Origin of the sequence: Streptomyces calvus (assembly GCF_006782915.1) — a bacterium.
GTDB lineage: Bacteria > Actinomycetota > Actinomycetes > Streptomycetales > Streptomycetaceae > Streptomyces > Streptomyces calvus.
This window is the reverse complement of the sequence record NZ_VCNP01000044.1, coordinates 65,008-82,967: the sequence shown is the minus strand read 5'-3', so window position 1 is coordinate 82,967 and position 17,960 is coordinate 65,008. Positions and strand designations below refer to the sequence as shown.

Genomic DNA, 17,960 nt, shown 5'->3' with positions numbered 1-17,960 from the left:
GGGGGATCCCCCAGTCGGTCGCTCGACAACCGGTACGGACGGCGGTGGCCGGGTGTTCAAAAAGCCGGCACGGTTTTCTGTGGTCGGCGTGACGACCGGGGCATGAATCCCTCATTCCCTCTCCATTCCTCCACGTTGTGGACACGAGAGGAAGCGGGTCCTGCGCAAGCGTCGTGCACGGGAGGGGAGTTGGGGGTGGCGGGCGCTCAGGCGCGGGCGAGGGCGGCGCGGCGGCGGTGGCGGGCCACGCGTTCGCGGTTGCCGCAGACCTCGCTGGAGCACCAGCGCCGCCTGCGCCCGCGGGAGGTGTCGACGTACACGATGGGGCAGTTGTCGCCCGCGCACTGGCGCAGGCTCGCCCGGGCGACGGGGTCGGTGAGCAGGTCCACCGCGTCCCGCGCGATCACCGCGAGCAGCGCGGCCCGGCCGGGCGGGCCGTCCAGCGCGCGCACCAGGGTGCCGTCCGCGCCGGGCACCGCGCGGGGCGCCGGGGGCGCGGCGCGGGCGAGTTCGTTGATCCGGGCGAGCGCGACGTCGTACGCGGGGACACCGGGCGCCGCGCGGCCGCGCACCAACGCGGCGAGCCGGCCGCGCAGTTCGCGGAACGCCACCAGCCAGGAGGCGTCGGCGTGGGCCAGCGCGGTGTCCGCGGGCACTAGCCCGGAGCCGGCGATCCAGGCGCGCAGCACCTCCACGGAGTCGAGCCGTTCGCCGGGATGGGTGGTCGCCAGCAGGTCCAGGCAGACCCGACCGGTGTCGAACCGCAGCTCGTGGGGGGCCGTGACCGTACCCAGTGCCATGTCCTGCCACCGCCTAGGTTGGCCCCGCGCGTGGGGCCGGTGCGCGATCCGGGAAGGGGTTCCGCTTCCACAGTGCCCGTCCGCACCGGACCCCGGAACCCCTCGCGCCGCGCTCAGCCGTCCGCGTACTTGGACTCCGCCACCGGGTCCAGGGCGAGGCGGTAGCCGCGTTTGACGACCGTCTGGATCAGCTTCGGCGCGCCGAGCGCGGAGCGCAGGCGCGCCATGGCGGTCTCCACCGCGTGCTCGTCGCGGCCCGCGCCGGGAAGGGCGCGCAGCAGTTCCGCGCGGGCGACGACCCAGCCGGGCCGCCGGGCCAGCGCCCGCAGCAGCGACATCCCGGCCGGCGGTACGGGCCGGAGCACGCCGTCGACCAGGACCGCGTGCCCCCGGATCTCCACCCGGTGCCCGGCCACGGGCAACGAGCGGGAGCGGGCGGGCAGTTCCTGGCAGAGCAGCTGGACGAGCGGGCCGAGCCGGAAGCGTTCGGGCTGGACGGTGTCGAGGCCGCGCGCCTGCAGCGGCAGCGCGGTGACCGGGCCCACGCAGGCGGGCAGCACGTCGTGGCGGAGCGCGGCGAGCGCCTCGTCGAGCAGCCCGCGCTCCTCGGCGCGGGACAGCAGGGAGGCGGCGGCGGGCGCGCTGGTGAAGGTGACGGCGTCCAGGGTGCGGGCGACGACCGCGTCGAGGAGGCGGTCGACGGGACCGAGGTCCTCCGGCGGCAGCCACCGGTACACCGGCACGCCCACCACCTCCGCTCCCCCGGCCCGGAGCGACTCCACGAACCCGGGCAGCGGTTCGCCGTGCAGCTGGACGGCGATGCGCAGCCCGTCGACGCCCTCCTCCAGGAGCCGGTCGAGCACCTCGGCCAGCGACTCCGACGCCGGTGACCACTCCTCGGTCAGTCCGGCGGCCCGGATCGCGCCCTTCACCTTGGGCCCGCGGGCCAGGATCCGCACCTCGCGCAGCCGTGCCAGCAGGTCCTCGCCGAGCCCCCAGCCGTCGGCGGCCTCCACCCAGCCCCGGAACCCGATGGCGGTGGTGGCGACCGCGATGTCCGGCGTCCGCCCGATGATGTCCTTGGTGGCGGCCAGCAGCTCGCTGTCGTCGGCGAGCGGCACGATCCGCAGGGCCGGGGCGTGCTGCACGACGGCTCCGCGCCGTTCCAGCAGCGCGCCCAGCTCGTCGGCGCGGCGGGCCGCGGTCACGCCCACGGTGAATCCCGCGAGCGGCCCGTGGTCGGGTCGCTGTTCTTCGTCGTCCATGGCTCTCGTCCCGCACTCGAGTCGGCGTACTGCACGGAGGTGCGGCTCCACCTCCCTGCCGGTCGAGCCTGTCAACGATGCGTGACAGGCTCGGATCGGCATCATGTCACCAGTGTTACGTCACACCTTGGCGTAGTTGAGCTGCGACTTCTCCTCCGGGACGGCGCTGGTGGCGCTCGGCGCGGCCGCCGGACGGCGAAGGTATACCGCCCAGGTGACCGCGAAACAGACCGCGTAGCAGGCGAGGAAGGCGACGAACGCTCCGGTGCCGGAGCCGTGGGAGAGGAAGGACTGGCGGAAGGCCAGGTTGATGCCGACGCCGCCGAGCGCGCCCACCGCGCCGATCAGCCCCATGGAGGCGCCGGACAGCCGCCGCCCGTACGCGGCCGCCTCCTCCCCGTCGAGCCCCTTGGCCAGGGCCTTCGCCTGGAAGATGCCGGGGATCATCTTGTACGTCGAACCGTTGCCGAGGCCCGTCAGCACGAACAGCACGACGAAGGCGACGGTGAACAGCACCGGCGACTCCCGCATCGAGGCGACGATCAGCACGCCGGTGGCCGCGCCCATGCCGACGAAGTTCCACAGCGTGATCAGCGCGCCGCCGTACCGGTCGGCGAGCCGGCCGCCCACCGGGCGGATCAGGGAGCCGAGCAGCGGGCCGATGAAGGTGACGTACGCGGCTTCGAGCGGTGTGCGGTCGAACTGGTTCTGGAGCACCTGTCCGAAGGCGAAGCTGTAGCCGATGAACGAGCCGAAGGTGCCGATGTAGAGGAACGCCATGATCCAGGTGTGCGCGTCCCGCGCGGCGTCCTTGGCGGCGCCGGTGTCGTTCCGCACCGAGGCCAGGTTGTCCATGTACCGCGCGGCGAGCACGGCGGCGAGGACGATCAGCGGGATGTAGATGCCGAGCAGCACCCGCGGTCCGCCGCCCGCGCCGATGATGGCGAGGGCGGCGAGCTGGATGACCGGGACGCCGATGTTGCCGCCGCCGGCGTTGAGTCCGAGCGCCCAGCCCTTCTTCCGCAGCGGGAAGAAGGCGTTGATGTTGGTCATGGAGGAGGCGAAGTTGCCGCCGCCGATACCGGCCAGCAGGCCGACCAGTAGGAAGGTGGAGAAGGAGGTGCCCGGCTCCATCACGGCGAACGCGGCGACGGTGGGCACGAGCAGCAGACCGGCGGAGACGATCGTCCAGTTCCGTCCGCCGAAGACCGCGACGGCGAAGGTGTACGGGACCCGCACCACGGCGCCGACCAGCGTGACCACCGAGGTCAGCAGGAACTTGTCGGCCGGGGTGAGCCCGTACTCCGGGCCCATGAAGAGCACCAGCACGGACCACATCGTCCAGATGGAGAACCCGATGTGCTCGGACAGCACGGAGAAGAGGAGGTTGCGGCGGGCGACCTTCTCACCGGTGGTGTTCCAGAAGGTCTCGTCCTCCGGATCCCACTGCTGGATCCATCGGCCGCCCCGGGTCGGGGTCGCGGGCGGCGGGCTAGGGGCTGTCATGGCGCCTCCACTGTTCTCCGGGGTGCGGACGGTGCCGCGAGGGGCTGGTCCCGAAGGTAGGGAGGGAGCGTTTCCGGTCTGTGGCACGCGGTGACCGGCAGGGAACGTTGCTCTCACCCCCGGCGGATGCGGGGTGAGAGGTGTCCGGCGGCGGCGGGGCGCGGAGGCGTGAGGTGACGACCCCGACGGCCCCCGTCCAGGGCCTGTCGTTCGGATCGGCCCGGAAGGTACCGCACCTCCCAGCCGGGATGATCCGAACGACAGCCCCTAGCGCTGCGGGGGCTGCCAGTGGGGGTTCTGCTGCGGGTAGGGCGGCTGGGCGGGCTGCCCGTACGGGGGCTGCTGCGGGGCGTAGGGGCCGGGCGCCGGGGCCGGGGGCTGGGGCGGGGTGCCGTACGGGGCGGGCGCGGGCGGGGTGCCGTAGGCGGCCGGGGCGTGGGGGGCGTACGGGGTCGGGGCCTGGGGGGCGTACGGGGTCGGGGCCTGGGGGGGGTACGGCATCGGGGGCTGGTGGGGCTGGTGGGGCCGGCCGGGGCCGGGAGTCGCGGCGGGGGCGCCGCCGTACGGGCCGTCGGCGAACGGGTTGCCGTGGCCCGGCAGCAGGCCGCCCGGGGGCAGGTGGCGGACCCGGCCGGTCTCGTCCGTCACCGGGGCGAACCCGGCGGCCTGCAACCGGGCCGCGAACGTGGCGTTGCGCTTGCGGTTGACGACGAAGCCGACACCGAGGATGGCCATGAGGCCGAGCCACACCGCGCCCGCGACGACGAAGTCCGAGGACCGGCCGCCCGCCTGGTACGCCATGACGACGCAGCCGACGGAGACACCGATCGCGCCGTAACCCATCCGCTTCTCGGCGCTCTTGCCGGTGAGGTCGAAGTTGATGCGGGCCTTGAGCAGTTCGAAGGCGTCCGGCACGAGCGGCGGCAGGGAGACGCCGTCCGACGCGTTCGGGTACTGGGCCCAGTTCTGCGCGGCGCGGGCGCGGGCCTGCGGACTCGGGTCGGGCACGATCAGCATCTTCAGCTGGCTGTTGTTGGCGCCGCCCTGCCGGACGTCGGCGTACTCGTAGCCGAACTGCTGGGCGATGAAGGCGAGTTTGGCGAGCTTCTTCACGGACGCCATCGGGCTGGCGACCTCGACCGGCTCCCCGCTCGCCATCAACCGCAGCATCTTCTGCGTCTGCCGCCTGCTCATCCGCGCCCGCTCCCCACCCCGTCACCGGCCACCCGGTTCACTGTCGCAACCGGGGCAGTCTCGCACGCGCGTGCGTCAACGCGGTACCGGACCGTCCGGCCACAGCCGGGGCCTGCGTCGGGCCGCCAGGTCCTCCGCCCAGCCGAAGGCGACCACGCAGCCGGCGATCAGGATCCACGTGAGCGCCAGCACCGGCCAGGAACTCTCCAGCAGCCAGGGCACGTGCAGCTCCAGCGTCTCGAAGCCCCACAGCCGGTCGTAGAGCGTCGCGGCGACCAGGATGCACACGTTGTGCCACAGGTAGACCGTCACCGCGCGGGAGTTGAGCAGGGTGATCAGCCGGTCCCAGCGGCGCAGCCGGCGCGGCCACTCGGCCCACGAGGGGCTGAGGTGCAGGAGCAGCAGCACCGTCCCGAAGGACCACAGGGCCTGGGCGAAGGGCAGCGAGTCGAGGTCGTGGCCGGTCCCGAAGTCCTGGCGCAGGGCGTACCAGAGGCCGAGGCCGGCGACGACGGCCGCGAGGCACGGCACGGCGTACCGCGGGATGCGGCGCAGCAGGCCCTGCTGGTGGGCCATGCCGAGGATCCAGCAGGCGCCGAAGGTGCCGAAGTCGGTGACGGCCGAGTCGATCCGCTCACCGGGCAGCGTGAGCAGGCCGAACTCCAGGGCGGCGGACAGGGCGAGCGGTGCGGCGACCGTCGCCCACGGCACCGCGCGCAGCGACTTCAGCAGGAACGGCGACAGCAGCACGAACCAGAGGTAGGCGCGGACGTACCAGAGCGGTCCGGCGAGTTCGGCGGCCCAGTCCTCGCCGAGCACGCCCGGAATGCCGGCGACGCCTTCGGCGTGGGGCGGGTCGCTCAGCGGCAGCACCCAGAAGCCGAGGTGGAGGAACCACCAGCCGGGGTGTCCGTCGTCGTCCGGGCTCCAGCCCTGGGCCAGCATGCCCGTCACGCCGATCGCGCCGAGCAGCCACAGCGGCGGCAGCAGCCGGCGCATCCGGCCCCGGAGGACCTGCACGGCGGGCCGCTTCAGGGAGCGGGCCATGAGGTGGCCGGCGAGGGCGAACATCACGCCCATCGACGGGAAGACGACGGGCAGCCAGGCCCAGCCCATCAGGTGGTAGAGGACCACCCGGAACAGGGCCACCGCCCGCAGCAGGTCGAAGTAGCGGTCCCGGCCGCCCGCACGGCCCGGCTGTTTCCCCGGCGGGGCGGGCGGCCCGTCGGGGTCCGTCCCGGTGGCCGGAGTGGTGGGACGGTGGGTGGCGGGCGCGTGCGGGGCGCTGCGGGGTGCGGGCGTGGCAGGCATGGTGTCCATTGCGGTGGTTCCCGGCGGTGTTCGGGCCGGCTCGGCGGGCGGGGTGCTCAACCGGCCGGCCTCGCGCCCACGGCGTTCGGCTGCCGTGCGGCAGGGCCGTCCCCGCCGGGCGGAGCCGACACCCCGCCCGTGCGCCGCAGCTTCTGCCAGCGCAGGCGGCCGCCGGTGAGCGCGGTGATCCAGGACTGGAGGAGCACGACGTACATGAGCTGGCGGTAGAGGATCTGCTGCAGGGGCAGCGAGACGAGGTGGGTCATGGGCTCGCGGTCCAGGTGGAAGGCGTACGCCGCGCAGACCGCCTGGACGGCCAGGACGCCCAGCCACGCGAGGATCGTCTCGCGGGTCGGGCCGAACACGAGGCCGTACAGCAGGAAGACGTCGATCAGCGGCGCCAGCAGAGGGGCCAGGACCATGAACAGGGAGACGAACGGCAGGCCGACGCGGCCGAAACGGCCCGAGGGGCCCTTCTCGACGACCGCGCGGCGGTGCTTCCAGATGGCCTGCATGGTGCCGTACGACCAGCGGTAGCGCTGGGACCACAGCTGCTGGACGGTCTCCGGGGCCTCGGTCCAGGCGCGGGCGTTCTCGGCGTAGACCACGCGCCAGCCGGCGCGGTGCAGCGCCATGGTGACGTCGGTGTCCTCGGCGAGGGTGTCGTCGCTCATGCCGCCGATGGGCTCCAGCGCGGAGCGGCGGAAGGCGCCGACCGCGCCGGGGATGGTCGGCATGCAGCCGAGGATGTCGTACATGCGGCGGTCCAGGTTGAAGCCCATCACGTACTCGATGTGCTGCCAGGCGCCGATGAGGCTGTCCTTGTTGCCGACCTTGGCGTTGCCCGCCACGGCGCCGACCCGCGGGTCGCCGAACGGCTGGACGAGTTCGCGGACGGTGGACGGCTCGAAGACGGTGTCGCCGTCCATCATCACGACGATGTCGTACCGGGCGTTCGCCAGGCCCCGGTTGAGCGCGGCGGGTTTGCCCGCGTTGAGCTGGCGGATCACCCGGACGTTCGGCAGGCCCATCGCCTCGACGATGCGGGCGGTGCCGTCGGTGGAGCCGTCGTCGACGACGAGCACCTCGATCGGGTGGTCGCTCGCCGTCAGGGAACGGACGGTGTTCTCGATGCACTTGGCCTCGTTGTACGCCGGGACCAGCACCGTCACCGGTTCGGTGACCGGCGGGCCCCAGCGGAAGTTCCTGCGGCGGACCCGGCGGGCGTGGGCGCCGGAGAGGAGCAGCATCAGCACGAAGCGGCCGATGACCAGGGTGCCGACGATCGCCAGGCCGGCCACGAGGACGTCGGTGATCCCCTCCGAGGCCTGGACCAGGAAGATCCACGCCTTGCCCTTCCACAGGTCGACACCGGTGACCGGGCTGTGCGCGCTGGGCGCGTCCAGGGCCTCGGTCAGGTTGCCGAACTCGTAGCCCTTCTCCTTCAAATCGGGCAGGAACCTGTCGAGGGCCGCGACGGTCTGGCTGCGGTCGCCGCCGGAGTCGTGCATCAGCACGATGGCGCCCTCGCCGCCCTCGGGCGTGGCGCGGCGGATGATCTCGTCGACGCCGGGCCGCTTCCAGTCCTCGCTGTCGGTGTTGTTGACGACGGTGAGGTAGCCGCGGCTGCCGATGTACCGGGTGACCGGCCAGGTCTCGTTGTCCATGGCATCGGCGAAGGAGGAGTACGGCGGGCGGAACAGCGAGGTGCGGATGCCGGCGGCGCCGGTGATCGCCAGCTGGTTCTGCGACAGCTCCCAGTCGATGCGCTGCGTGGACTGCAGGGCCAGGTCGGGGTGGTTGAAGGTGTGCAGGCCGATCTCGTGGCCCTCGTCGACCATGCGCCGGACGAGGTCCGGGTGGCGGGAGGCCATGGTGCCGGTGACGAAGAAGACGGCGTGCGCGTCGTGCTTCTTCAGCACGTCGAGCACCTTCGGCGTCCAGGTGGGGTCCGGGCCGTCGTCGAAGGTGAGGACGAGGTGGTGGTCGGGCACGCTCAGGCTCTTGGCGTTGCCTGCGCGGGCGTCGATGACCGGGCCGCCCTCGAGGATCTCCTCGGGCACCCGGGTGGTGGGGGCGGGGCTCTGGACGCGGTGGTCGGCGAGGATCTCGCTGTGCACGTAGCCGCGCAGCATGAGCATCGCGGCCAGGGCGACGAGGACGAGCAGCGGAAGCAGCAGGCGCAGCGGGACGCGCCGGCGCCGGGAGGCGGCACGGACGGGGCGGGCGGCCCGCCGGCGGTGGGTGCCAGATGCCATCAGAGGACGTTCCCCGGGGAAGGTGCGGCGGGGTCCTCGACCGCGACGGCCCGCGGGGCGGCGGCGCGGTCGTCGGTGCCGGCGGCGTCACCGCCGCCGGTGGGTGCGGTGGTGAGGGGGTCCGGGCCGACGGAGCGGGTGGTCGCGATCGTGTCCGGGGTCGTGGAGGTGGTCCCGTCGCCTCCGGTGACCGGCCGGGTCTCGCTCCGGGCCGGCGTGGTTGCCGGGCCGGCGGCGTCCGGGTCGCCGGTCGCTTCGGTCGCGCCGGTCGCGCCGGTCGCGGGGACGGTGGCTCCGGACGCGGGGAGCGCGGGGGCCGTGGTGGTCGGGGTGGCATCGGGCGCGAGGGTGGCGCCGGGGACGGTGTCCGTCCGCGCCGGCTGCGGCGTCGGCTCGACCTGACCGGCGGGCTTCTGTTCCTGGCCCGGTACGGGCATCCACGGGGCGTCGGAGTTGCCGGACAGCAGCGTGGCGACCATGACGGCCGCGTATCCGGCGCAGGCGAGGCCGACGGCTATGCCGATACGGCGGTAGAGCTGGATGCGGCGCCCGGACTCGTCGACGAACACCGGCCCGCCGCCGGAGCCGTCCGGCCCGGCACCGCCCGGCCCGCCCGGCGATCGGCGCAGCACACCGCCGTCGCCTATGCACACGGCGTCGAGCTGCACGGTCACCTCGTGCGGGTCGTGCGTCGCCACGACGTCCTCCGCGTCCGTACGAGCCGCCACGACGTCCTCCGCGTCCGTACGAGTCGCCATGACGTCCTCCGCGTCCGCCTCCCGCCAGGGATCACGAACGGGGACGCGAACGTCCGCCGGGGAGGGGGAGGTGGGGGCGTAGGACGTGGGGGCGTAGGACGTGGGGAAGGGGGGCGTGGGCGAAGGGGGCGTGGGCAGAGGGGACGTCGGGGCGGAAGCCGCGGGGAAGCGGTCCGCGGGGGCGGAAGCCGCGGGGAAGCGGTTCGTCGGGGCGGAGGCCGTGGGGAAGCGGTCCGTCGGGAAGCGGTTCGCGGTACGGGGCGCCGGCGCCGGGGTGCCGGGGGCTCCGGGGTGGGCCGCGGCGGCCCAGGGCGTGCGGTTCGGGGAGCCGACCGGCCCGGGGTGGCCTCCGGCGGCACCGCGCGCGCCGTCCTCGGCGGCGGGGCCGGGCGCACCGGTGCCCGGGAGTCCGGTGCGTGGACGGGGAATGCGCAGGGCCGTGGTGCGTTCGGCGTCCCAAGGATCGTCGGCCGGGCTCCCGGACCGTTCCGCGCGATCCCGCGGTACGGCCGGGTGGGAGGCGTTCTGCGGGAACCACCCGTCGAGCTCAGCGGACTCGGGCCGTTCTGGTTGGGCGTCTTCTCGCCACTTTTCCACGCGCACGCACTTCCCCCCACGGGACCGTTCCGGGTGCGCGTTCGACCTGAGCACCCGCCGACGGAGCGGACCCCCACCCGCTCCGAGCGCCCCGTTCATCGCACTGTGCTCGGGCGACGAATGTAGCGCATGCGAAGGTCATGTGCGGGCGCTGTGCCCATCTGCTCGGTGGCCGGACCTCACCGGCACTCCATCGCCCTCGCATCGCTGGCCGGAATCCATCCCCCGTGCGGTGCCCGCAGCCACCCGTCCTCCTCCGCGACGTCCGCCGCGGCCCTGCGCAGGGCGTCCAGGGCGGGATGGACCAGGCCCTTGCGCCACACCAACGACACCGGCGACAGCGGCACCGGATCCACCAGCGGCCGCAGCACCGTCGAGGGCAGCGGCGGGAAGTCCACCACGGCGAGGATCGGGTGCCGCGTCCTTGCCATGATCCGCTGGAACTCCTCATCGCCGACGGCCAGCGGCGCTGGCGGCGCGAGCGCGATGCCGCGCCCGTCGAACAACTGCCGCGCCAGGTCCGTCCACTCCGGCGTCCGCGGATTGCCGGCCCCGGCGTAGACGGTCTCGCCGGCCAGCGCGGCCAGCGGCACCTCGACCCGTGCCGCCAGTGGGTGGTCCTCGGGCAGCACGATCGCCATCGGCTCCAGGCGCACCGGCTGGTGGCCGAGCCCGGCGCGCAGGGCGGGGGCCAGCCCGGCGAACCGCCCGAACGACGCGTCGAGCCGTCCCGCGAGCAACTCCCCGACCGCCCAGGTCAGTCCGCTCTCGTAGCGGGCCATCAGCTCGTGTCCGGGCGTGAGTTCACGGGCCCGGTACAGCACCCGGCGCGGGGTCTTCAGGCCCGGGGAGTTGAGGTCCACCAGCAGCGGCCGCGCCTGCCCGGCGGCGGCGAGCAGGTCGTCCTGCGCCTGGAGCACGGCGCGGGCGTACGGCAGCAGGCGTTCGCCGTCGGCGGTGAGCGTCACCTGGCGGGTGGTGCGGACGAACAGTTCGCTGCCCAGTTCCCGCTCCAGCCGGCGCACGTCCCGGCTGAGCGCCTGCTGGGCGACGTACAGGCGCATGGCGGCGCGGGTGAAGTGCAGTTCCTCGGCGACGGTCACGAAGGCGCGCAGCAGCCGGGGTTCCATGGAGGCGGGCATCCCGCGAACTTACAACACAGGTGCGTGAATGGGTGCCGGGAAGGTGTTGGACGATCCGCCCGGCCCGCGACGACGGTGGACGCATGCCTCAGCCCACCTCCCGGGACACTCCCCTGTTCACGGTCACCGCCGACACCCTGGTCGCCGTCGACTTCGCTCCGCGCACCCGGCGCGACTCCCGCCCGAAGGGCCCCTACCGCCGTCTCTTCGCGCTGCCCGGCACCCGCGCGTTCACCGCCGGGAACCTCATCGCACGACTGCCGATGGGCATGTTCAGCGTGAGCGCGGTCGTGATGATCGCCGGGACCCGCGGTTCGTACGCGCTCGCCGGTGCCGTCACCGCGACCGGTCTGGCGGCGTCGGCGGTGGTCGCGCCGTGGATCGCGCGCCTGGTCGACCGCCACGGGCAGGCCCGCGTGGCGCTGCCGGCCACCGTGCTCGCCGTGCTCGGCTCGCTGTCGCTGCTGCTCTGCGTCCGTCACGGCGCCCCCGACTGGACCCTGTTCGCCTCCTACGCCGCCACCGCCACCACACCCAACACCGGCGGGATGTCCCGGGCCCGCTGGGCGCACCTGCTGAAGGGCGACGCCGAGGCACTGCACACCGCGAACTCCTTCGAACAGGCCGCGGACGAGTTGTGCTTCATGCTCGGCCCGGTCCTCGCGGCCTTCCTGTGCGGGACGTTCTTCCCGGAGGCGGGCACCCTGGTGGGGGCCGTACTGCTGCTGACGGGTGTGGTGCTGTTCACGGCCCAGCGGTCGACCGAGCCGCCGGCCGGGCACCGGCAGGCCGGACGGGCCCCGCTGCGGGCGCCCGGGATGCGTCCGCTGCTGGCCGTCTGTCTCGCGACGGGCGCGGTGTTCGGCTCGATGGAGGTCGTGACCATCGCGTTCGCGGACGCGCAGGGGCACCGCACGGCGGCCGGGGCGGTGCTCGCGCTGCAGGCGGCCGGCTCCTGCGCGGCGGGCCTGCTGTACGGGGCGATGCGCCCGGCGGGGTCCGCGCGGACCCGGCTGCCGTGGTGCCTGGCGGCGATGACCGCGCTGATGGCGCTGCCGCTGCTCGCGGCGGCGCTCACCGGTTCGCTCCTGGTGCTGGCGGGGGCACTGCTGCTCGCCGGTATGGCGACCGCGCCGACCATGGTCACCACCATGACCCTGGTCCAGCGCCGCACCCCCGCGGGCCGGCTGAACGAGGGCATGACGCTCGCGGTGACCGGCCTGCTCGGCGGGATCGCCTGCGGCAGCGCGGCCGGCGGCTGGACCGTGGAACGCCTCTCGCCGACGGCCGGGTACGGCGTGCCCGTCGCGGCGGCCGCGACCGCGCTCCTCGTCTCGCTGACCGTCCTCGTCCTGTTCGGGCGGTCGAACCGCTTCACCGATTCCCGCGCACCCCATTGACGGCCCCACGCCCCGCACATACCTTCACCGGTCGAAGCGCTTCGAAACCGCTTTCTAACCCCACGGACAGTGCCAGACGAGGACGCCCGATGGTGAAGATCACGGATGTGGCCCGGCGCGCCGGCGTCTCCCCCAGCACGGTCTCGTACGCGCTCAGCGGCAAGCGTCCGATCTCCGACGCGACCCGGCGCCGCGTCCAGGCGGCCGTGCGCGAGCTGGGCTACCGCGCGGGGCCGGCCGGCCGGCCCGCGTCCGGGCGCAGGTCGAAGGTGCTGGCCCTGGCGGTTCCGATGCGTTCGGGCATCCATGTGCCGGTGGTGACGGAGTTCGCGGTGTCGGTGGTCACCGCCGCCCGCGCCCACGACCACGACGTGCTGCTGCTCACCCAGGGGGAGGGCGAGGAGGGGATCGGACGGGTCGCGGAGACGGGGCTGGCGGATGCGGTGATCGTGACGGACGTCCAACTGCACGATCCCCGGCTGCCGTTGCTGCGTTCGCGGTCCTTACCGTCCGTGCTGGTCGGTGTGCCCGCCGAGCCGGACGGCCTGACCTGCGTCGACCTGGACTTCCGGGCGGCCGGTGAGCTGTGCGTGGACCATCTGGCGCGGCTCGGGCACCGGGTGGTGGCGCTGGTCGGCTCGCCGCCGGAGGTGTACGTGCGGCGGACCGCGTTCGCGCGGCGGCTGGTGGAGGGCTTCACGGCGGCCGCCGACCGGCACGGTCTCGCATCCGCCGTGCACCCGTGTGGCACCGGCCGGGACGCGGCCCGCGCGATCGCCGAGCGGCTGCTGCGCGAACTGCCCGCGCTGACCGGGGTGGTGGTCCACAACGAACCGCTCGTCGAGCCGCTGATCGAGGCCTTCGAGCACCTCGGGCTGCGGGTCCCCGGTGACCTGTCGCTCACCGCCGTCTGCCCGGCCCCGGTCGCCGCCTCGGCCCGGGTCCCGGTCACCTCGGTGTCCGTGCCGTCCGCGGAACTGGGCACCCGCGCGGTGCACCTGCTGGTGCGGAAGCTGGCGGGGGCCGCCGTACCGCAGCGCACCCTGCTGCCGCCCCGCCTGACGGAGCGGGCCAGCACGGCACCGCGCGGGGCGTGACGCGCCGGCCGCGGACGGCCGCCGGTTCAGCCCAGTCGCCAGGCCGTGCCCAGCCGGTACGCGGCACACAGGTCGACGTCCAGGTAGTACGCCCCGGCCGTCCCGCACTGCGCCGGCCCGCTGCCGGGGTCGACGGGCTGGCCGTGCCCCATGCCGGTGAGGCTGTACGTCTCGACGACCGCGCCGCCTCCGGGGCCCCGGTAGACCTGGTGCGGGTGGCCGGCGACCGTGTCGGTGACGTCGGCGGCCGTGTCGGCGCCGTGCACATCGGTCCACTGCTCCACCAGGTCCGTCATGTTGACCGGCTTCACGGTGTAGTCGGCGGTGCCGTGCAGCACGGTGAGGACGGGCCAGGGACCGGTGTGGCCGGGCCGCGCGGCCCGCACCCGGTCGCCCCACTGCCTCGGGGTCTGGGTGGCGCCGACGTACATGCACACGTACGGCGATCCGGCGGCCTGCGCGCATCCGTAGGGCAGTCCGGCGACGACGCCGCCCGCGGCGAACTTCTCCGGGTAGGTCGCCATCATCACGGCGGTCATTCCGCCGCCGGCGGACAGGCCGGTGACGTACACGCGCGAGGCGTCGCCGGAGACGTCGGCGAGCTGCCGGTCGACCATCTGGGCGACGGAGGCGGCCTCGCCCCGGCCGCGCTCGATGTCGGCGCTCTGGAACCAGTTGAAGCACTGGCTGGGGTTGTTGCCGCTCTGCTGCTGCGGCAGGACGACGGAGAAGCCCCAGCGGTCGGCGAGGGCCGTCCAGCCGGTACCGGCGGCGTATCCGGCGGCGTTCTGGGTGCAGCCGTGCAGGGCGACCACGACGGGCCGGCCGGCGGGCAGCCCGTCGGGGACGTACCGGTACATCCGCAGGGCTCCGGGGTTGCTGCCGAAGCCGGTGACCTCCTGGAGGGAGGCCGCGGCGGCCGGGGTCGGGGTGAGCAGCACGGAGAGCAGTGCTGCGAGGACGGTGAGGAGGGTCGCGGCTCTGGTCTGTGTCATGGGGAGGGAAAGTAGAAGCGCGAACCACCTGTCGATATGGGTGCGGGCCCCACATCGCAAGGCCGGGACCATGTGGCACGGCATGACAAAAGCCCCGTCGCTCGAGGCGACGAGGCCTGTGCCCACAGGGAGGTGCGGGTGGCGGAGCCCCCGCTCGCGCGGCGCAGCCGCGCAGTGACGACGAAGGCGACGTGGCCCGCGTTGTCCGCGGACACACCTGCACTCACATCGGGGGTGCGGGTGGCGGAGCCTCCGCACGCGCGGCGCAGCCGCGCAGTGACGACGAAGGCGACGCGGCCCGCGTTGTCCGCGGGCACACGTCGCCTGTCGCCTTCGTGGAGATGGCGGGAATCGAACCCGCGTCCAACGGTGCGGAACCAGGGCTTCTCCGTGTGCAGTCGGCTGTGCTTTTCTCGGCCCCGGAGATCACGCCGACAAGTCTCCGACGGGCTCAGTCACTGTGTGTTTTCCCTCTTCACCCCGTGACCGGGATCAAGGTTTAGTTCCCTAGATGATGCCAGGATCCGGGTCGGGAACACCCCCGGGCTGACACTCCCTTAAGTAGGGGAGCCGCTGCTCGCTACCTGAAGATCAGGCAGCGAGGGCGAGCTCGCCCTGGGAGATGGATCGCTTGGAATTGGCGATTATTTTTTTCGGCCTGTGGTTTACGAGATCATGGCCGCTTCCTCGACACGCTTCCCCTGCTTCGACAGCCGCTGTCGAAACCGATCATCCCCATGTTGATTTTTCAACCCCCCGGAGGGGGCCTGCACCCGCTACGAGGTGCTGTGCCATCGTACGTGACCAACGCCCGACGATGCCACCGTATTCCCGGCGGTCATCCCGCCGTGGCACCCGGTTCAACGCGGGCCGGTGCCGGAGTGTTCCCGGCCGGTGCCGCCGTGTTCCCGCGGCCCCGCACAACCTACGCCCGCTGCTTCCTGCGCACCGCGGAGATCGCCCGCTCGGTCTCGCGGCGGTCCTGCTTCTCCCGCAGCGTCTGCCGCTTGTCGTACTCCTTCTTGCCCTTGGCCAGCGCGATCTCGACCTTCGCGCGGCCGTCCTTGAAGTAGAGGGCGAGCGGCACGATGGTGTGTCCGGTCTCCTGGGACTTGGACTCCAGCTTGTCGATCTCCGACCGGTGCAGCAGCAGCTTGCGCTTGCGCCGGGCGCTGTGGTTGGTCCAGGTGCCCTGGCTGTACTCCGGGACGTGCACGTTGTGCAGCCACGCCTCGTGGCCGTCCAGCTGGACGAAGCCGTCCACCAGCGACGCCCGGCCCTGGCGCAGGGACTTCACCTCGGTGCCGGTGAGGACCAGGCCGGCCTCGTAGGTGTCGATGATGAGGTAGTCGTGCCGCGCCTTCTTGTTCTGCGCGATCAGCTTGCGTCCTTTTTCCTTAGCCATAGTGCCGCCATTTTCGCACTACGGAGGGGGTCGGCGGGAAGCCGATTATCGCCCGGGCGCGGCCGTGGGGCTCTGGCCGCCGAGTCCGCTCAGGACCGTCTCGGCCCGCCGGAGCGCCTCTTCGCCGGCCTCCAGGTCGGGGGTGAGGCCGTGACCGTCGACGCCTCGGCCGGACGGGGTGCGGTAGTGGCCGACGGTGAGTTCGGCGACGGAGCCGTCGGGCAGCGTGGTCGGCATCTGGACCGATCCCTTGCCGAAGGTGCGGGAGCCCACGACGACCGCCCGTCCGCGGTCCTGGAGGGCGCCGGTGAGCAGTTCGGCCGCGCTCATCGTGCCGCCGTCGACGAGCGCGACCAGGGGTCTGGTGGTGTCGCCGCCGGGCTCGGCGTGCAGGGCGCGCTGCTCGCCGTCGACGTCGTAGGTGGCGACCAGGCCGCCGTCGAGGAAGGCGGAGGCCGCGGTGACCGCCTCGGCGACCAGCCCGCCCGGGTTGCCGCGCAGGTCGAGGACGATGCCGGAGCCGGCCGGGGTCCGCCGCACGGCGGTGCGGACCTGCTCGCCGGAGCCCTTGGTGAAGGCGCCGACCTTGATCACCGAGACGCGGGGGGCGAGTGCGCGGACGGTGACGGTGTCCCGCGACAGCCGGGCGCGGCGCAGCGTCTCGCTCCACGCGCGCGTGCCGCGTTCCAGGCCGAGGCGGACGGTGGTGCCGGCCGGCTCGCCGGTGGAGTCGCCGCGCAGCAGGGAGACGACCTCGGTCACGGGCCGTCCGTCGACCCGCTCGCCGTCGACGCTGCGCAGCCGGTCCCCCGGGCGGATCCCGGCGTCGGCGGCGGGCGTGCCGCGGCCCACCTTCGTCACCTCGATACGGCCGTCCCGCTCCCGGGCCCACAGGCCCACGCCCGTGTAGCGGCCGTCCAGGGCGTCCTCCAACTCCTGGTACTCGCCCGGCGAGTAGACGGCCGCCCAGCGGTCCCCGCTGCGGCTGACGGCGCGTCGGGCGGCCTCCAGGGGCGACTTGCCGTCGGCGGCGGCCTCCTCGGCGGCGCGGGCCACGTCGGCGTGGCGGCCGACGGGAGCGGCGCGGGTCCCGTCCGCCGTGGCCTCGCCGTCCGCCCCGGGGAGGCTGCCGGTGGCGGCACCGGCGACGAGCACGCTCGCGAACACCAAGGTCAGGGCGGCCCCGTGACGGATCCGGCGGGGCTGACAGAACGGGTCACGACCTGACATGCCGGTGAGTCTAGGACAACGCGAAGGGGCGTACGGCCGGTTGGCCGTACGCCCCTCCTTGGCAAGAGTCACACCTTCAGATACTTGCGCAGCGCGAAGAAAGCGGCCAGCGCGGGCATCAGCAGGCTCGTCGCGAGGATCAGCGGCAGCTTCGTCAGCACCGCGTCCCAGCCGATGAAGTTGATCAGGTTCAGCTTCTCGGACAGGGCCAGTCCGTGGTCGATGATGAAGTACCGCCCGACCAACAGGAATCCGCACGCGAGCGTGCCGCCGATGAGTCCGGCGACGGCGGCCTCCATGATGAACGGCGCCTGGATGTAGAAGCCGGAGGCGCCGACCAGCCGCATGATGCCGGTCTCGCGCCGGCGGCTGAACGCGGAGACGCGCACGGTGTTCACGATCAGCATCAGGGCCACCACCAGCATCAGCGCCATCACCGCGCGGGCCGCCCAGTTCATGCCGTTCAGCAGTTCGAAGAGGTTGTCCAGGATGCCCTTCTGGTCCTGCACCGACTGCACGCCGTCCCGCCCGTCGAAGGCGGTCGCGATGACCTGGTACTTCTCCGGGTCCTTCAGCTTGATGCGGTACGACTCCTGCATCTGGTCCGGCGTGAGGGAGCTGGCCAGCGGCGAGTCGCCGAACTGCTCCTTGTAGTGCTTGTACGCCTCGTCCTGCGACTCGTACGTCACCGTGTCGACGACCGACATCTTCTCCAGGTCGGCCTTGATCTGGCCCTTCTGGTCGTCGGTCACCGCGCCCTTGGCGCAGTTGGGGTCGGACTCGGCGTCACTCTTGTTGCACAGGAAGATGGAGACGTTGACCTTGTCGTACCAGTAGCCCTTCATGCTGCTGACCTGGTCGCTCATCAGGAGCGACCCGCCGAACAGGGCGAGCGACAGGGCGACGGAGACGATGACGGCGAAGGTCATCGTCAGGTTGCGGCGGAGACCGACGCCGATCTCCGACAGGACGAACTGGGCGCGCATGGCGTCTGATCAAGCC

14 protein-coding genes and 1 other RNA gene are annotated in these 17,960 nt (G+C 73.2%); 2 read left to right on the top strand and 13 right to left on the bottom strand.

What is annotated here, in order from left to right:
- Positions 1-206 precede the first annotated feature (206 nt).
- The 8 genes from FGW31_RS21295 to FGW31_RS21255 all read right to left on the bottom strand — a co-directional run bounded on the left by FGW31_RS21295 (position 207) and on the right by FGW31_RS21255 (position 10,831).
- A complete protein-coding gene (locus FGW31_RS21295) occupies positions 207-800 on the bottom strand; it encodes a CGNR zinc finger domain-containing protein (protein ID WP_142195062.1) in 594 nt (197 codons plus the stop codon).
- Positions 801-913: 113 nt separating this feature from the next.
- Positions 914-2,065 (bottom strand): uroporphyrinogen-III synthase, encoded by a 1,152-nt coding sequence (locus FGW31_RS21290; protein ID WP_142195061.1) that lies wholly within the window; start codon positions 2,063-2,065, stop codon positions 914-916.
- Between the two features lie 120 nt (positions 2,066-2,185).
- On the bottom strand, positions 2,186-3,571 hold the full coding sequence (locus tag FGW31_RS21285) for a nitrate/nitrite transporter (RefSeq protein ID WP_142195060.1): 1,386 nt from the start codon (positions 3,569-3,571) through the stop codon (positions 2,186-2,188).
- A gap of 267 nt (positions 3,572-3,838) precedes the next feature.
- Positions 3,839-4,765, bottom strand: a complete 927-nt coding sequence (locus FGW31_RS21280; RefSeq protein WP_142195059.1) for a hypothetical protein — start codon at positions 4,763-4,765, stop codon at positions 3,839-3,841.
- Positions 4,766-4,840: 75 nt separating this feature from the next.
- Positions 4,841-6,085 carry an acyltransferase family protein gene (locus FGW31_RS21275; protein WP_233452542.1) on the bottom strand — a complete coding sequence of 415 codons (1,245 nt, stop codon included), beginning with the start codon at positions 6,083-6,085 and terminating at the stop codon, positions 4,841-4,843.
- A gap of 47 nt (positions 6,086-6,132) precedes the next feature.
- Complete coding sequence (locus FGW31_RS21270; protein WP_142195058.1) at positions 6,133-8,334, bottom strand: polysaccharide deacetylase family protein; 2,202 nt, start codon at positions 8,332-8,334, stop codon at positions 6,133-6,135.
- A complete protein-coding gene (locus FGW31_RS35730) occupies positions 8,334-9,092 on the bottom strand; it encodes a hypothetical protein (RefSeq protein ID WP_142195057.1) in 759 nt (252 codons plus the stop codon). The genes FGW31_RS21270 and FGW31_RS35730 overlap by 1 nt, the downstream gene beginning before the upstream one ends.
- A 776-nt stretch (positions 9,093-9,868) precedes the next feature.
- Positions 9,869-10,831, bottom strand: coding sequence for a LysR family transcriptional regulator (locus FGW31_RS21255; RefSeq protein WP_142195056.1), 963 nt, complete (start codon positions 10,829-10,831; stop codon positions 9,869-9,871).
- A gap of 83 nt (positions 10,832-10,914) precedes the next feature.
- On the opposite strand from FGW31_RS21255, the gene FGW31_RS21250 reads away from it, so the two are divergent.
- Both FGW31_RS21250 and FGW31_RS21245 read left to right on the top strand, forming a co-directional pair.
- Entirely contained in the window at positions 10,915-12,231 is a 1,317-nt protein-coding gene (locus FGW31_RS21250) for an MFS transporter (protein WP_142195055.1), read from the top strand.
- A gap of 89 nt (positions 12,232-12,320) precedes the next feature.
- On the top strand, positions 12,321-13,328 hold the full coding sequence (locus FGW31_RS21245) for a LacI family DNA-binding transcriptional regulator (protein ID WP_142195054.1): 1,008 nt from the start codon (positions 12,321-12,323) through the stop codon (positions 13,326-13,328).
- 26 nt (positions 13,329-13,354) lie between these two features.
- Here FGW31_RS21245 and FGW31_RS21240 read toward each other — a convergent pair whose 3' ends face one another.
- The 5 genes from FGW31_RS21240 to ftsX all read right to left on the bottom strand — a co-directional run bounded on the left by FGW31_RS21240 (position 13,355) and on the right by ftsX (position 17,944).
- A complete protein-coding gene (locus tag FGW31_RS21240) occupies positions 13,355-14,323 on the bottom strand; it encodes an extracellular catalytic domain type 1 short-chain-length polyhydroxyalkanoate depolymerase (protein WP_142195053.1) in 969 nt (322 codons plus the stop codon).
- Between the two features lie 333 nt (positions 14,324-14,656).
- Positions 14,657-15,060: a transfer-messenger RNA gene (ssrA, locus tag FGW31_RS21235) on the bottom strand.
- Between the two features lie 188 nt (positions 15,061-15,248).
- A complete protein-coding gene (gene smpB / locus FGW31_RS21230; protein ID WP_142195052.1) occupies positions 15,249-15,728 on the bottom strand; it encodes an SsrA-binding protein SmpB in 480 nt (159 codons plus the stop codon).
- A gap of 45 nt (positions 15,729-15,773) precedes the next feature.
- On the bottom strand, positions 15,774-16,958 hold the full coding sequence (locus FGW31_RS21225; RefSeq protein WP_182674770.1) for a S41 family peptidase: 1,185 nt from the start codon (positions 16,956-16,958) through the stop codon (positions 15,774-15,776).
- Positions 16,959-17,026: 68 nt separating this feature from the next.
- Positions 17,027-17,944 (bottom strand): permease-like cell division protein FtsX, encoded by a 918-nt coding sequence (gene ftsX, locus FGW31_RS21220; protein WP_142195051.1) that lies wholly within the window; start codon positions 17,942-17,944, stop codon positions 17,027-17,029.
- Between the last annotated feature and the right edge of the window lie 16 nt (positions 17,945-17,960).

What these genes read in the sequence shown, in the direction of transcription:
- FGW31_RS21295 (WP_142195062.1), bottom strand. Translation starts at nt 800, where the DNA reads ATGGCACTGGGTACGGTCACGGCCCCCCACGAGCTGCGGTTCGACACC.
- FGW31_RS21290 (WP_142195061.1), bottom strand. Translation starts at nt 2,065, where the DNA reads ATGGACGACGAAGAACAGCGACCCGACCACGGGCCGCTCGCGGGATTC.
- FGW31_RS21285 (WP_142195060.1), bottom strand. Translation starts at nt 3,571, where the DNA reads ATGACAGCCCCTAGCCCGCCGCCCGCGACCCCGACCCGGGGCGGCCGA.
- FGW31_RS21280 (WP_142195059.1), bottom strand. Translation starts at nt 4,765, where the DNA reads ATGAGCAGGCGGCAGACGCAGAAGATGCTGCGGTTGATGGCGAGCGGG.
- FGW31_RS21275 (WP_233452542.1), bottom strand. Translation starts at nt 6,085, where the DNA reads ATGGACACCATGCCTGCCACGCCCGCACCCCGCAGCGCCCCGCACGCG.
- FGW31_RS21270 (WP_142195058.1), bottom strand. Translation starts at nt 8,334, where the DNA reads ATGGCATCTGGCACCCACCGCCGGCGGGCCGCCCGCCCCGTCCGTGCC.
- FGW31_RS35730 (WP_142195057.1), bottom strand. Translation starts at nt 9,092, where the DNA reads ATGGCGACTCGTACGGACGCGGAGGACGTCGTGGCGGCTCGTACGGAC.
- FGW31_RS21255 (WP_142195056.1), bottom strand. Translation starts at nt 10,831, where the DNA reads ATGCCCGCCTCCATGGAACCCCGGCTGCTGCGCGCCTTCGTGACCGTC.
- FGW31_RS21250 (WP_142195055.1), top strand. Translation starts at nt 10,915, where the DNA reads ATGCCTCAGCCCACCTCCCGGGACACTCCCCTGTTCACGGTCACCGCC.
- FGW31_RS21245 (WP_142195054.1), top strand. Translation starts at nt 12,321, where the DNA reads ATGGTGAAGATCACGGATGTGGCCCGGCGCGCCGGCGTCTCCCCCAGC.
- FGW31_RS21240 (WP_142195053.1), bottom strand. Translation starts at nt 14,323, where the DNA reads ATGACACAGACCAGAGCCGCGACCCTCCTCACCGTCCTCGCAGCACTG.
- smpB (WP_142195052.1), bottom strand. Translation starts at nt 15,728, where the DNA reads ATGGCTAAGGAAAAAGGACGCAAGCTGATCGCGCAGAACAAGAAGGCG.
- FGW31_RS21225 (WP_182674770.1), bottom strand. Translation starts at nt 16,958, where the DNA reads ATGTCAGGTCGTGACCCGTTCTGTCAGCCCCGCCGGATCCGTCACGGG.
- ftsX (WP_142195051.1), bottom strand. Translation starts at nt 17,944, where the DNA reads ATGCGCGCCCAGTTCGTCCTGTCGGAGATCGGCGTCGGTCTCCGCCGC.